Raw genomic sequence first — 14,287 nt, forward strand, 5'->3', positions numbered from 1 at the left:
ATGGCATTAACTAAAGCTGACCTGGCAGAAAATTTATTTGAAAACTTAGGCTTTAGCAAAAGAGAGTCTAAAGAAGTGGTAGAAGCTTTTTTTGAAGAAATACGGGTGGCTTTGGAAAGTGGGGAACAAGTCAAAATTTCCGGCTTCGGTAACTTTGACCTAAGGGAGAAAAATCAACGCCCTGGTCGTAATCCGAAAACGGGTGAAGATATCCCCATCTCTGCGCGTCGAGTAGTCACCTTCCGTCCTGGGCAAAAGCTCAAGAGTAGGGTAGAGAACGCCGAGCCTAAATAGAATATTTAGGACATAAAAAAGGAAGCCAGTTGGCTTCCTTTTCTTTTACTTCAACTTTTTTAAGTTACTAAATTCTAGTGATTAAGAATCTGGCTCAAGAACAGTTTCGTTCTGTCTGACTGCGGATTTTCAAAGAATTCTACCGGCTCATTCTCTTCAATGATTTCACCTCTATCCATGAATATCACACGGTCTGCGACTTGTTTAGCAAAGCCCATTTCGTGAGTTACACAAAGCATGGTCATACCTTCGTTCGCCAGTTCAACCATTACATCTAGTACTTCACGAACCATTTCAGGATCGAGTGCCGAAGTCGGTTCGTCAAACAACATAATAGATGGATTCATACATAAGCTTCGAGCGATAGCCACACGTTGCTGCTGACCACCTGAAAGCTGCCCAGGGTACTTATCAGCTTGCTCTGGGATTTTAACCCGCTCTAAGTATTTCATTGCTGTGGCTTCTGCTTCTGCCTTAGGGATCTTTTTCACCCAAATTGGCGCTAAGCAGCAGTTTTGCAAAACGGTTAGGTGAGGGAATAGATTGAAGTGTTGGAAACACATCCCCACATCACTTCTCACCGTTTCAATACTTTTAAGATCACTTTGTAGCTCAGTACCATTAACAATAATGTCGCCTTTTTGGTGCTCTTCTAAGCGGTTAATACAGCGAATCATAGTCGATTTGCCCGAACCAGAAGGGCCGCAAATAACAATTTTTTCGCCTTTGGCTACGGTAAGATCTAAGTCCTTTAGTACGTGAAACTCACCGTACCACTTGTTCATTCCCTTGAGCTGAATAACTACTTCAGGGTTTGTTTGATTAGATGTCATGTAAAATTTCCTTATTAATGTCCTGTGTGTAGTTTCTTCTCAAGATGAATTGAATAGCGAGACATACCGAAACAGAACACCCAAAATACAAAAGCGATAAATACGTACATTTCTGTAGAGAAACCAAGCCATTCTGGATCTGCTAATGCAGATTGGCCAATAGCCAATAAATCGAATAATCCAATAACCAATACCAGACTAGTATCTTTGAAAAGCGCAATAAAGGTATTAACAATCGAAGGAATGGTAATCTTCAAAGCCTGAGGCAAGATGATTAAGCCCATCGACTGCCAATAGGTTAAATTTAATGCTTCGCCGGCTTCGTACTGACCTTTTGGTATAGCTTGTAGACCGCCACGAATAACTTCGGCCATGTAGGCTGACTGGAACATGATGATACCGATCATGGCACGAAGTAACTTGTTAAAATCAACTTCAGAGCCTACAAATAGCGGCAACATTACAGAGGCCATAAACAACACGGTGATTAAAGGTACCGCTCGCCAAAACTCAATGTAGATGGTACAAAAACTTCGCACTATCGGCATATGAGAACGACGCCCAAGCGCTAATAAAATACCAAATGGTAAGGCCGCTACAATGCCTACAATAGCTAATACCAAAGTAAGCATTAAACCACCCCATTGGTGAGTTTCTACTTTAGGTAAGCCAAATGAATCGCCGAGTAACAAGAAAAATACAATTACTGGGTAGATAACTAAGCTAAAAATTGCGATTTTGGGTTTATGCGGTGTTTTCTCATATACCAATGCCGCGATTAGAATCAGGAAAGTAACAAAGACAATATTTACTCTCCAGCGTTCTGCGGAAGGGTAGAAGCCGTAAATTAGCTGAGAGAAACGGTCTGCTACAAACACCCAACATGCGCCATCGCTGGTACAAGCCTCTCGGCTATCTCCTATCCAATCTGCTTCTAAGAACACCCATTGAATGGCAGATACTAGTGGTGGAACAATTAGATAAAGAATAAACAGAGTAAAAAAGCTGTTTATCCATGAGGAAAACAAATTTTTCTTTAGCCAACCCACAAAGCCTACGCTTAGGTTAGGTGGAGCTAAATCAGGTTTAAATTGATGCTCTGACATATTAACGCTCCACTAAAGCCATTTTCTTGTTATAAATGTTCATCAAGATTGAAGTTGTAATACTGATAGTTAAGTAAACCGCCATAGTTAAGGCGATAACTTCAATAGCTTGTCCAGTTTGGTTAAGAGTTGTTCCCATGAACACTGAGACCAAATCGGGGTAACCAATGGCAGTAGCTAATGATGAGTTCTTAGTTAGGTTTAAATATTGGCTGGTGAGTGGCGGAATAATTACTCGCATAGCCTGCGGAATAATCACCAATTTTAAGGCTTGCGTTCGAGTTAAACCGAGTGATTCAGCTGCTTCACTTTGACCTTTACTAACCGCTAAAATGCCTGAACGAACAATCTCTGCAATAAACGCAGCTGTATAGGTCGTTAAAGCAACTAACAAAGCTGCAAGTTCCGGGATAACAACCATACCACCTTGGAAGTTAAAACCTTTTAAGGCAGGGTAATCTAAAGAAATAGGCATACCCATTACAAAAAATGTAAGTAATGGCAGTAATACAATTAGACCTACTGATACCGAGAAAACTGGAAAGGGTTGGCCAGTAGCCATTTGGCGCCTTTTAGCCCACTTAGCGATAATGATCGAACCGATAATGGCAGCGATAAAAGCAAATACCACTATGTTAGACCCAGCTTCCATCACCGGACTTGGCATATATAAACCACGTACGTTGAGGAAAACCGCTTCGCCTATATGGGCACTTTGTCGAGGGCTTGGCAAAGCCCGAAGCACTGCAAAGTACCAGAAAAATATTTGAAGTAGCAAAGGAATGTTGCGCATGGTTTCAATGTAAACCGTAGCAACTTTAGAAATTAACCAGTTACTAGATAAACGAGCCACACCCATAATAAACCCAAGGATGGTGGCAAAAATGATACCTAATATCGATATTAAAATTGTATTTAACAGTCCAACAACGAAAGTTCGACCAAAAGTGTGGCTTTCATCGTATTCGACTAATGATTGAATAATGCCGAAGCCTGCGGTTTGGTTCATGAAACCAAAACCAGTGGTAATGCCACGTTGTTCTAAGTTGAAAAGCGCGTTACTGATGATGTAGTAGAAGAAGCCAATAACACCGATAACGACAATAATTTGGAAAACTAGCGCTCTTACGTTGGGATCAAACCAGATCTTACGAAGACTATTTGCTGAGTTATCCTTTGAGGAAGGATGAGCAGCCATATAATGTAACCTAGTAATGTAGGATTAAAACGAAGAGAGCAGGGCAAGCCCTGCTCTAATAAGGTAGAAATTAACGAATTGGTGGAGCGTATTGGAAGCCGCCGTCGTTCCAAAGGGCATTAACACCGCGTGCAATACCTAGTGGAGAACCTGCACCAACATTTTTCTCAAAAGACTCGCCGTAGCTACCTACTTGCTTAACAATGTTGTAGCCCCATTTGTCATCTAGACCTAAGCCTTTACCTTTAGGACCTTCTAAACCTAAGATACGACGAACGTTAGGGTTAGTAGATTTAAGCATGTCGTCTGCGTTAGCCGAAGTTAAGCCATACTCTTCAGCATTGATCATCGCAAATAGAGACCACTTAACAATGTTTAGCCACTGGTCGTCACCTTGACGAACAACTGGGCCAAGAGGCTCTTTAGAAATGATTTCTGGCAATACCATCGCGCTATCTGGCTTAGCTAGTTTAATGCGTAGTGCATAAAGCTGAGATTGGTCTGAAGTAAGAACGTCACAACGGCCTGCTTCAAAACCTTTAACGGTTTGGTCTGAAGTATCAAATACAACAGGAGTGTATTTCATGCCGTGCTCACGGAAGTAATCCGCTAGGTTAAGTTCAGTAGTAGTACCTGATTGAATACAAACAGCAGCGCCGTCTAATTCTTTAGCTGAAGAAACACCCAACTCTTTACTTACCATAAAGCCTTGGCCGTCATAATAGTTAACACCAGCAAAGTTCAAACCTAGTGAACTATCGCGTGTTAGCGTCCAAGTAGTGTTACGAGAAAGAATATCAATTTCGCCTGATTGAAGTGCAGTAAAGCGCTCTTTCGCAGTAAGGGGAGTGTATTTAACTTTAGATGCATCACCTAAAACGGCTGCAGCTACTGCGCGACATACGTCAACATCAAGGCCTTGCCAGTTGCCGTCGGCATCTGGGTTTGAGAAACCTGGTAAGCCAGTACTAACGCCACATTGTAAGAAACCTTTACTTTTCACATTGTCTAACGTTCCTTCAGCAGCGCTTGCGTTAGCAGCAAATGCTAGAGCAACAGCAGCAACTGCGGCTTTAATATGCGTGTTTTTTAACATGTTTTCTTCCCTGTACAGTTTGTCTTCTATTGTGGGGTATATCACTCGAAAAATTTGCTTGAGTGCTAATTTGAGCCAATAACAACATAAACATTCAAATATTGGGTGTCAACATTATTGTAACACCGCAATCGCGGTAGAATGCCGAATAACTGACCACTAGCGCAAATCTATTCAATATAAATGAATATAGTATCAAGCCGCTTAAGTTTTTGGCTTATCAAGTTTTTGTTGCGCTAGATCAAGATTAGCACAGCTAGCGATAATTCCCTGATTTAGTTACCTTAAAAGTGCTAAAAGCGAGATATGTCGCAAAAGTTAGATTTTGAAACGTAGTATGGAAGGAGAAACTAGATATTCTACTTTATGTCGAAATTCCTACTGGCTAGTATGTTAACACTTAGTTACAAATTGGCTTAAAATACTGTGTTACAACTTAAGTAGGATGGGGTCTTATGCTGACTTATTATATATTTATAGTAGCTTCTACCTGAAATTGAAGAAAAGAAGATGAATATGAAAAAAAATGTCATTGTTTTAACCGGCGCCGGTGTTTCTGCTGAGTCAGGCATCCAAACATTTCGAGATTCTGATGGGCTATGGGAAAAGCATCGAGTAGAAGACGTAGCAACACCAGAAGCTTATCAACGATCTCCTGATTTTGTTGACCAGTTTTATAATCTACGCCGTAAGCAGCTACAAGACGGGAATGTTCATCCTAATCCAGCCCACTTTGCTTTAGCAGAACTTGAAAAACACCAAGACATCGAACTGTTGGTTATCACCCAAAATATCGATGATTTACATGAACGTGCAGGCAGTAAGAATGTATTACATATGCACGGTGAACTACTAAAAGCACGTTGCCCAGTTAGTAACCAGACAACGGTGTGGAAGGAAGACTTAGGTAGCGACGTGCTGTGCACTTGCTGTCAATTTCCGACTCGACTTAGACCTCATGTAGTTTGGTTTGGCGAAATGCCAATTGGTTTAGATAGAATTTATCACCAGCTGAACCACTGTGATATATTTATGGCGATCGGAACATCTGGTCATGTTTTTCCTGCAGGAGGTTTTGTTCACGAAGCGGCAAGTCACGATGCGCGCACTATAGAATTAAACCTTGAACCCTCGGAAATGCAAAGCGAATTTGGCGAACGTTATTACGGCCCTGCCAGCGAACTAGTACCTGAGTTTCTTAGTGAACTCACTTTAGAACTAAGAGTTAATAATTGAAAAGAATAATTTTACCGGGACTGGTAGCAGTTTTTTTAGTTGCTTGTGAACAATCCCCAGAGCAGCAAGCACAGTCACAAAGTTTACCTCCGCTGCACGAAATTGAAAATGTTCAACAGAAAAAGCAAAGCTTTACTGACTTCATCACTCCACTAATTGAAGCAAGCAATAATAAAATATTACAGCAACGCTCGGAGGTGGAAGCTATAGCTGCTTCATTAGCTAAGGGCTCAAGCCTTTCTAAGAAACAAAAACAGACACTAACTCAACTTACAGAGCTCTATCGAGTTGATCCATCGCTGGATGAACAATCCCAAATTCAACACTTATTAGTTAAAGTAGATCTCATTCCACCAGCTTTAGTACTTGCACAGGCAGCAAATGAATCAGCTTGGGGAACATCGCGATTTGCTCGTGAAGGTAATAACTTATTTGGGCAATGGTGTTATAAGAAGGGCTGCGGATTAGTTCCTTTAAATCGAAACGATGGGGCTAACCACGAAGTAAGAAAGTTCGATAGTGTGTATGAGTCGGTAAGTGTTTATATGAATAACTTAAACAGCCACCCAGCATACAGAGGCTTCCAGCAACAACGAAATCTGGCACGCTCTAGCGGAGAATTAAACGCAATGGAACTAGCTACTCAACTGAGCAGTTATTCTGAAAGAGGCGAAGCTTACGTAGAAGAGTTACAGCAAATGATGAGGGTTAACCAGAACATTTGGCCAACCCGAACACCAATTATCGCAGGTTAAAGCTCAACAACCTGCACTATACCAGCTTGGCTTTGTTGGCTTGGCTGGTCTTCTAACTCTGGCGCATCAAAGCCAATATCACCACCATCAATGATTCCACTATCTCGATTTATCGATTTAAAGTCGAATTGTTGATGGTCGAGTAGGTGTGAGGGAACTACATTTTGTACCGATCTAAACATCGATTCGATTCGGCCGGGAAAACGCCTTTCCCAATCGTTAAGCATTTGCTTAATCGCTTGGCGTTGTAGGTTTTCTTGGGAGCCACAAAGGTTGCAAGGAATGATTGGAAAAGATTTCAGCTCTGCATATTTTTCCATATCGCTTTCTTTACAATAAGCCATAGGGCGAATAACTACATGTTTACCATCATCGCTAACCAACTTCGGTGGCATGGTTTTAAGTTTGCCTCCATGGAACATATTCAAGAATAAAGTTTCTAATATGTCGTCACGGTGATGGCCTAGGGCGATTTTGGTCGCTCCTAGCTCAGAGGCCGTTCGATACAAAATGCCCCTACGCAAACGCGAACACAGTGAGCAAGTTGTTTTGCCTTCTGGTATTTTGTCTTTAACTATTGAATAGGTGTCTTCTTCTACGATTTTGTACTCTACACCTAAGCCTTTTAGATATTCAGGCAAAATGTGCTCGGGAAAACCTGGTTGTTTTTGATCTAAATTGACAGCTACTACATCAAAGTTTATCGGAGCATGGGCGCGTAGGTTTAATAGTATGTCTAGCATTGCATAACTATCTTTACCACCAGATAAACAAACCATTACTTTGTCGCCTTCTTCAATCATGTTGTAGTCGGCAATTGCTTGTCCAACATGACGTCGAATTCGCTTTTGTAGCTTGTTGTGGTTGTATTGTTGTTTTGCTGTAACTGACATAGTGTGTTCCCAATAAAAAAGCGGGGCTATTATATAACCCCGCTTTGCTTAAGCAATGTTTAACGTCAGTTTAGCTTTATCTATTTTTGAAAAGGACTGACAAAATTTTGCGGTTTAAGCGCCAGTAAGTCGCAGTCAAGCTGGTCAATAACGTGTTCTGCTGTATTGCCAATAAGTGCAGCACTAAACCCGCTTCTACCAGAGGTACCCAAAATAACAATTTCTGCATCTATTTCGTTAGCTACTTCGGGAATTACATCGTCAGGTAAACCTTCCTCAAGGTGTGTGGTGACCACTTGCTTAAATTGTTCTTCAACAAATTTGTTAAGAGCAGTTTTATGAAACTCCATGACGTTCTTATTGTATTTAAGTGGATCAAAGTCTGGCAGCTCTATCGCTATGTTTACCGGTGCTGCAGGATAGGCTGTTACCACATGTAAATTGGCGTCTAGCAATTTACTTAGGTCTTTTACTTCGTTAGCAATTCGCTGGTTTAATTTGTGATGCTCTTCATCTTCTGCTCCTGCATGGATCGCAGCAACAATTTTGCCTTCGGTTGGCCAGTCGTGTTCTTTTACCATTAACACTGGAGTGGGGCACTTACGCAAAATATGCCAATCGTTTGGGGTAAAAATAATCGACTGTAAAGTAGGGTGCGGGTGTGTCGCTTTAACGACTAGGTCGTGACCAAAGTCGAGAACTTCTTCAATGACACTTTCGTATAAGCGATTGTTCCAAACTACTTTGGTTTCTATTTCTATCCCAGCAGTGTTTGTTGCAGCTATTACTTCATTTAGCCAAACATTACGTTCTTCTATCACTCCTGAACGCATAGCTTCGCGCTCTTCTCCAGATAACATGGATGTCATCTCGTAAGAAAAGTCGTAAATAGTAAGTAGAGCTTTGATTTTTGCTTTGTCTTCTTTCTGCGCAAGAAAAACAGCACGAGACAAGGCCGCCTGGGTGTCGTGAAGAGGGTCGATGACCACTAAAATATTACGATACTTAATCATAAAGCAGCTCCTAGAATCTTCTGGAATAGCTACTTAACTTTAGCTTAATTTGGTAGGAATAAATTAGATATAGTTAACACTGACCTAGATTTCTTTCGATAGATTGATGTAAATCAGGTCAGTGTTATTAGGTACTTAGCTTTGTTTAGTACCAGCTAGTTGACGTAGTGCATCACGATCAGTGATTGAAATGTATTTACCTTTTACTGCAATCATATCTGCTTTTTGGAAACGACCAAGTAAACGGGAAATGGTTTCTACGGTTAGCCCTAAATAATTACCGATATCACCACGAGTCATAGTCAGACGAAATTCTCTTGGAGAAAAACCTCGCTCCGAAAAGCGTTGTGATAAACCGTAAATAAAGGCAGCTAAACGTTCTTCTGCATTCTTTTTGCTTAGTAGCAAAATCATTTCTTGGTCTGCAACAATTTCATTACTCATTAAGCGCATCATTTGACGGCGTAACTTAGGCATTGTGGCAGACAATTCATCCATGGTGTCGAAAGGAATTTCACATACCATTGATGTTTCAAGTGCCTGGGCAAAACTAGGGTGTTCTTGGCTATTAATGGCATCAAAGCCAACTAAGTCGCCAGCTAAATGAAAACCAGTAATTTGTTCATCACCTTGTTCGGTAATGGTGTAGGACTTAATTGTACCTGAGCGAATGGCATATAAGCTTTTTAGCTTATCGCCTGCAGCAAATATTTCTTCGCCTTTCTGAATAGGCTTTTTACGCTCGATAATACTATCTAAGCGATCTAGCTCTGTCTCATTAAGAGAGAAAGGGATACATAACTGGGCGATACTGCAATCTTGGCAGTGAATTTCACAACCACCAGTTTGGATTCTTTGACTAGCTTTTGGGTTAATGCTCATACTCAAACTATGCTATAGGAGTTCGAGGCAATTCTACTCTTTATGTAATAAATTTTCTAGATCTATTGCTACAACAATGTAACAACTTGGTAGATCCCTAAACTCAAAACACTCAGTCCTGAACAAACCTGTAATACGCGATTTGTCATTAGTTTGGTTAGTTGCTGGCCCAGTAATACAGCTAACAGCATCACACTAAACGTACCTAAACCAAAACTAAACATCACGCCCGCTCCGTTTAGCCAATGCGCTTGGCTAGCACTTAGTACTAATGTTGAATAAACCAAACCGCAAGGTAGCCAACCCCATAACATGCCTAATGGTAAACTAGCTGCTGGGTGTTGCAGTGACAACATCTTACTTGCTTTAGGCTGCACCTTTGACCACAAGCCTTTGCCAAGTTGTTCCACTGGCGTGAGAATTGACCACCATCGAGTAAGGTGGATGCCTAGTAAAATGAGCATTATTGCTGCGAACCATTGTAAAGCTACGAGCATATAAAATGATTGATGAACTTGGCTAATTGCTTGTATGGAACCAGCAACAATAGCGCCGGCAATAGAGTAGCTTAGGATCCGACCTAGGTTAAATCCGATACTTACTAAAAGTTTATTGGAAGAGTTATTAGCACGAGAACCTAGTATGCATGCGATGCCGCCACACATTGCGATGCAGTGTGTGGCGCCTAATAAACCGGTGATAAAGGCTGCTACAAAATCAGTCTGTAGGATCATTGTCTTGTTTGGTTTTGTTCTTATCATCAAACAAAATGTTGATACCTTGTCGGTCTAAATCTTCAAATTGTTCGCTTTTAACAGCCCAAAAAAATATACCAATTCCTACACATACAAAGATCAGGGCGATGGGGATCAAGACAAATATAATACTCATTGCTTGTTTAACCTTAAGGAATTAGTGAGTACCGCTAAAGACGATAATGACATACCGATAGCAGCCATATAAGGAGTAACGATTCCAGCCACTGCTAAGGGCAATATTAAGGCATTATACCCTAAGGCCCATGCGAGGTTTTGAGCAATAATCTTTTTAGTCTTTTTGGCAAGATCCATGGCGGTGAGCAAAGTAGAAAGCTTGCTGCCTAACAATACGGCATCAGCACTAGATTTAGCGATGTCGGTGCCCAAACCCATAGCAACCGAAAGCGGTGCGGCGGCCAAAACTGGACCGTCGTTTACTCCATCACCAAGCATTAATAGGTGGGGGGAGTTTTGCGTTTTAGTTTTAACTACTTCGAGTTTTTGTTGAGGCAAAGCGCCGCTAGCGATGTCAGTGATATGTAACTGTTTTGCAACATATTCCACTTGGGCTGAGTCATCCCCAGTTAACATAGAAAGTGAAATATCTCGCGCCTTTAACCCCTGTGAAAAACTAACAGCGTCTTTTTTGATGGTATCTGAAAGATAAACTCTAGCAGCCAACTTATCTTCGACCATTAACACTAACTCGAGCATTCCGGCTATTGGTTCGGCAACTTGACCGCAAAAGGAAGCTTTACCTAGTTTCAACTTTTTACCGTCTACTTCTCCACTCAAACCTAAGCCAGTATGGTGCTCAATATTAGTTGCAGCGTAACCTTGGTATTCGCTGAAGGCATTAGCAATAGGATGGGAGCTTTGTGTTTCTAGAGCACCAATCAGATTAAGAGTTGTTAACTCATTAACATCGCCAAGGCAGTTTACTTGCTTAATCTGTAACTTGCCCTCGGTAAGTGTTCCCGTTTTATCAGATACAACAGACGTAACTTTGGCCAAACTTTCTAACACGTGTCCACGTTTAACCAATAAGCCTGTTTTTGATAGTTTGTGTGTAGCTGCAGTAAGTGCTGCTGGGGTTGCTAAAGATAAGGCGCAGGGACAAGTAGCAACTAAAACCGCCAAGGTAACCCAGAACGCATCTTCGGGTGAGTGAAAATGCCAGTAGGTGTAGGTAAGTGCAGCTATCACCAGTAAACCAAAAACAAAGTAGCGAGCTACGCTATCGGCTATTGTTGCTATCTTAGGTTTTTCGCTTTGAGCCTGCTCTTGCAAACGCATGATATTGGCAATAAAGGTGTTTTGAGATACCGCTTCAACTTCTAAATGAACGGTTTGTTCATGGTTAATGGTACCGGCAAAAACCGTATCACCTAGCTTCTTAGTGATAGGCAATGATTCGCCGGTAAGCGAAGACTCATCAAATTCACTCTCACCAAACACAACTTGTCCATCGGCAGGTACTACTTCGCCGGGTAAAATCACGATAATGTCTGATTGTTTAAGCTGGCTCGCCGCAACCTTTTGTTGCTGACCGGTCTCATCAATTCGCATGGCTAACTTAGGCACTAGCTTAAGCATATTTGAACTGGTTTCGCTGGCCTTGCGTCTTGCTCGCAATTCAAGAAGCCGGCCCAGCAATAACAAAAATGTGAACATGGAAACCGATTCAAAATAAACTTCACCGGTGCCGTTTATCGTGGCATAAAGCGACGCACTATAGGCGCCTAATAATGCAATGGAAACGGGTACATCCATATTGAGCGTTTTAGCTTTAAGGCTTCGGTAAGCACCAAAATAAAACGGCTGTGCAGAGAACAGCAATACTGGCGTTGCCATAATAAGGCTCACCCAACGAAAGTAATCTCGATAGATAAGCTCCATGTCTTCAAACAAGTCACCATATAGGGCGATAGCAAACATCATTACTTGCATGGTGGCTAGGCCGGCTACACCTAATTTAAGTAGATGACTGCGGTATAGCTTTCGATCTATCTCTTCTTGTTTATCTGTTTGAAAGGGATTGGCGTTATAGCCAAGCTTATGAATACTTTGTAGTAATTGACTTAATTTAACTTGCTTATCATCCCACACAAGCGTCGCTCGCTGGGTAGTCGAATTAACATGGATTTTTTGAACACCTGGAATATGCGATAACTGTTTTTCGATTAACCAAGCACAAGCGGCACAGGCGATCCCTTCGATAGAGAGTAAAACTTCCTTGCTGTTTTCATTTTGTGCTACAAACTCTAGCTGAACGCTTTCGTCATCATACTCCAACATTTTGACCAAGGCGTCTGGTACAAGACCTTGAGCACTTGGGGCGGCAGCGGTTCTATGTTGATAATAATCTTCTAAGCCACTTTCAATTATTGTTTGCGCAACGGCAGCACAACCTTGGCAACACATCGCTTGAGAGCTACCAAGAATTGAAACATGTAAATTTACGCCTTTGGGAATTACTTCGTTACAGTGGAAACACAGGCCTTGATTACTTGCCATCGATTTCTTCTGCGTTGTAAAGCGGTAGTTGTAGTTCTTCCTGCAGTCTCCAGGAATCATCCATTGGACTAATTCGAATAAACCAGCGGCCAGACTCATTTAAATCATCGCCAAAGCGGTAGCGACCATTTGCATCAGCGGTAACGACATAACTGCGGTCATTTTTAGCGAGGGTTTTATGTGCTAGTTCAATTTTAAGTGGTTGGTTCTTTAGAGAGTCAGGCAGAACCATATCCAATACCAAACCATTATTAGCAGGTGCTACAGCGGCTTTGATCCCCATTTGTTCAGCTTTTTCGATTAACGACAAGTCAGCGTTAATTGCTTTACCTTTTTTGTAGTAAGACTCAACCACCATGTCATTGTTGGTTGTAGCAGCTATATAAAAAGTAAACAGGCTTGCAACTACCGCAGCCATCGGTAGCGCGATTAAAAACCACGGCCAAAATTGTTTATACCAAACTTGTTGCATAACAGCATACTTCCATTCACAAGGGGGGCTTAAATATAACAAAAAAAAGCGACGCATAGGCGTCGCTTTTTATAAATTTTAAGTCTATTCGCTCTTAGAAAGCTGATATACGTAGGCGGAAATAAGCTGGATCTTATCTTCTCCTAGAATATCCTTCCAAGCTGGCATTACACCATTACGGCCGTAGCGAAGGGTTTCTTCAACTGCACGGCGTGAACCACCGTATAACCAAATACCATTGGTTAAATTAGGTGCGCCAAGCGTTTGATTACCGGTACCGTCAGCGCCGTGACAAGCTGCACATACTGCAAAACGATTTTTACCATTGGCGGCATCAACATCGTTAACCTTACGGCCAGATAAGCTTAGAACATAGGCGGTAACTTCTTTAATACCGTCATCACCTAATACTGCTTCCCAACCAGGCATTTGGCCTTGACGACCGTGCATAAGGCTAGCTTTAATCGCTTCGCCACTTCCACCATATAACCAATCACCATCAGTTAAGTTAGGGAAGCCTTTGCCACCTCGAGCCGAAGAACCATGACATTGCGAACAGTTTTGTAGATACAAACGTTGGCCAATTTTAACCGCCGCTGGATCTTCAGAAAGCTCCTCTACACTTCGGTATTCGCCAGACTCGTTGTACGCAACTTGACGGAAAACTTCACCAAATCGAGCATCAGCTTTATCAAGTTCACCTTGGTATTGGTTGGCAACATTGCCGTCGTAAGCAGCTACACGCTCTTGACCTTCTGCAATGCTCTTAATACCCATTTCTGAGCTCTTCCAACCAAGGAAACCTTGCCAGTTACCTAAGCCAGGGTAGGCCGCTAAATAAACCAACGAGAAAACAATGGTAATAATAAACATATAAGACCACCACTTCGGAAGAGGGTTGTTTAACTCCTCGATTCCGTCGAACTCGTGGCCCATTGATTCACCTTCTTTTACGCCGGTGTTGTTCTTATTACATGCCCTTAGCAGCAAGAAACATCCTGCGATGCTGCCTAAGGTTATTACAGTAATCCACACGCTCCAAAATGTGCTCATTTTTTCTGTGCTCCTTCAAATTCCTTTGTCGGGCTAGTTTCAGGCTCGTCGGCAAAAACCAAGTTTGCAGCTTCAGCAAAATCCTTTTTGCGTTTTTTACTGTAGGCCCAGGCAAAAATACCTACAAAAATCGCCATTAAGAAAGCTGTATATAGGCCGCTAAATGTACCAAAGTCCATAA

At 41.8% G+C, this 14,287-nt stretch carries 16 protein-coding genes; 3 read left to right on the top strand and 13 right to left on the bottom strand.

The window, feature by feature from the left end; all coding sequences use genetic code 11:
• Window positions 1-294, top strand: a complete 294-nt coding sequence (gene ihfA, locus OV592_RS10710) for an integration host factor subunit alpha (RefSeq protein WP_016401503.1) — start codon at window positions 1-3, stop codon at window positions 292-294.
• Window positions 295-368: 74 nt separating this feature from the next.
• On the opposite strand, the gene OV592_RS10715 is transcribed toward ihfA, so the two are convergent.
• The 4 genes from OV592_RS10715 to OV592_RS10730 form a co-directional block, all read right to left on the bottom strand.
• The gene (locus OV592_RS10715) at window positions 369-1,127 is read right to left on the bottom strand and encodes an amino acid ABC transporter ATP-binding protein (protein ID WP_016401502.1); all 759 of its coding nucleotides are present in this window, start codon (window positions 1,125-1,127) and stop codon (window positions 369-371) included.
• A gap of 14 nt (window positions 1,128-1,141) precedes the next feature.
• Entirely contained in the window at window positions 1,142-2,233 is a 1,092-nt protein-coding gene (locus tag OV592_RS10720) for an amino acid ABC transporter permease (RefSeq protein WP_406611372.1), read from the bottom strand.
• Between the two features lies 1 nt (window position 2,234).
• The gene (locus tag OV592_RS10725) at window positions 2,235-3,431 is read right to left on the bottom strand and encodes an amino acid ABC transporter permease (protein ID WP_406611373.1); all 1,197 of its coding nucleotides are present in this window, start codon (window positions 3,429-3,431) and stop codon (window positions 2,235-2,237) included.
• 70 nt (window positions 3,432-3,501) lie between these two features.
• Window positions 3,502-4,527, bottom strand: coding sequence for an amino acid ABC transporter substrate-binding protein (locus OV592_RS10730; RefSeq protein ID WP_016401499.1), 1,026 nt, complete (start codon window positions 4,525-4,527; stop codon window positions 3,502-3,504).
• A 516-nt stretch (window positions 4,528-5,043) separates the two neighbouring features.
• Between OV592_RS10730 and cobB the strand changes: the two genes are divergently transcribed.
• Window positions 5,044-5,763 carry a Sir2 family NAD+-dependent deacetylase gene (gene cobB / locus OV592_RS10735; protein WP_406611374.1) on the top strand — a complete coding sequence of 240 codons (720 nt, stop codon included), beginning with the start codon at window positions 5,044-5,046 and terminating at the stop codon, window positions 5,761-5,763.
• On the top strand, window positions 5,760-6,518 hold the full coding sequence (locus OV592_RS10740; protein WP_406611375.1) for a glucosaminidase domain-containing protein: 759 nt from the start codon (window positions 5,760-5,762) through the stop codon (window positions 6,516-6,518). The genes cobB and OV592_RS10740 overlap by 4 nt, the downstream gene beginning before the upstream one ends.
• Here the strand turns inward: OV592_RS10740 and ttcA are convergent.
• From ttcA to OV592_RS10785, 9 genes are all read right to left on the bottom strand, one after another.
• Window positions 6,515-7,411, bottom strand: coding sequence for a tRNA 2-thiocytidine(32) synthetase TtcA (gene ttcA, locus OV592_RS10745; protein ID WP_406611376.1), 897 nt, complete (start codon window positions 7,409-7,411; stop codon window positions 6,515-6,517). The two genes, OV592_RS10740 and ttcA, sit on opposite strands and share 4 nt — an antisense overlap.
• Before the next feature lie 80 nt (window positions 7,412-7,491).
• Window positions 7,492-8,424: a universal stress protein UspE gene (uspE, locus tag OV592_RS10750; RefSeq protein ID WP_406611377.1), complete on the bottom strand. Its 933-nt coding sequence runs from the start codon at window positions 8,422-8,424 to the stop codon at window positions 7,492-7,494.
• Window positions 8,425-8,559: 135 nt separating this feature from the next.
• A complete protein-coding gene (locus OV592_RS10755; RefSeq protein WP_016401494.1) occupies window positions 8,560-9,306 on the bottom strand; it encodes an FNR family transcription factor in 747 nt (248 codons plus the stop codon).
• Between the two features lie 68 nt (window positions 9,307-9,374).
• On the bottom strand, window positions 9,375-10,040 hold the full coding sequence (locus tag OV592_RS10760; protein ID WP_406611378.1) for a sulfite exporter TauE/SafE family protein: 666 nt from the start codon (window positions 10,038-10,040) through the stop codon (window positions 9,375-9,377).
• The gene (ccoS, locus tag OV592_RS10765; protein ID WP_016401492.1) at window positions 10,024-10,197 is read right to left on the bottom strand and encodes a cbb3-type cytochrome oxidase assembly protein CcoS; all 174 of its coding nucleotides are present in this window, start codon (window positions 10,195-10,197) and stop codon (window positions 10,024-10,026) included. Before ccoS ends, OV592_RS10760 begins: the two co-directional genes overlap by 17 nt.
• Window positions 10,194-12,581: a heavy metal translocating P-type ATPase gene (locus tag OV592_RS10770; RefSeq protein WP_406611379.1), complete on the bottom strand. Its 2,388-nt coding sequence runs from the start codon at window positions 12,579-12,581 to the stop codon at window positions 10,194-10,196. The genes ccoS and OV592_RS10770 overlap by 4 nt, the downstream gene beginning before the upstream one ends.
• Window positions 12,571-13,053 (bottom strand): FixH family protein, encoded by a 483-nt coding sequence (locus tag OV592_RS10775; RefSeq protein ID WP_338626380.1) that lies wholly within the window; start codon window positions 13,051-13,053, stop codon window positions 12,571-12,573. Before OV592_RS10775 ends, OV592_RS10770 begins: the two co-directional genes overlap by 11 nt.
• An 84-nt stretch (window positions 13,054-13,137) precedes the next feature.
• A complete protein-coding gene (gene ccoP, locus OV592_RS10780) occupies window positions 13,138-14,106 on the bottom strand; it encodes a cytochrome-c oxidase, cbb3-type subunit III (RefSeq protein ID WP_016401489.1) in 969 nt (322 codons plus the stop codon).
• Window positions 14,103-14,285: a cbb3-type cytochrome c oxidase subunit 3 gene (locus OV592_RS10785; RefSeq protein ID WP_016401488.1), complete on the bottom strand. Its 183-nt coding sequence runs from the start codon at window positions 14,283-14,285 to the stop codon at window positions 14,103-14,105. The genes ccoP and OV592_RS10785 overlap by 4 nt, the downstream gene beginning before the upstream one ends.
• Between the last annotated feature and the right edge of the window lie 2 nt (window positions 14,286-14,287).

Origin of the sequence: Agarivorans sp. JK6 (assembly GCF_045277145.1) — a bacterium.
In the GTDB taxonomy this organism is placed as follows: domain Bacteria; phylum Pseudomonadota; class Gammaproteobacteria; order Enterobacterales; family Celerinatantimonadaceae; genus Agarivorans; species Agarivorans albus.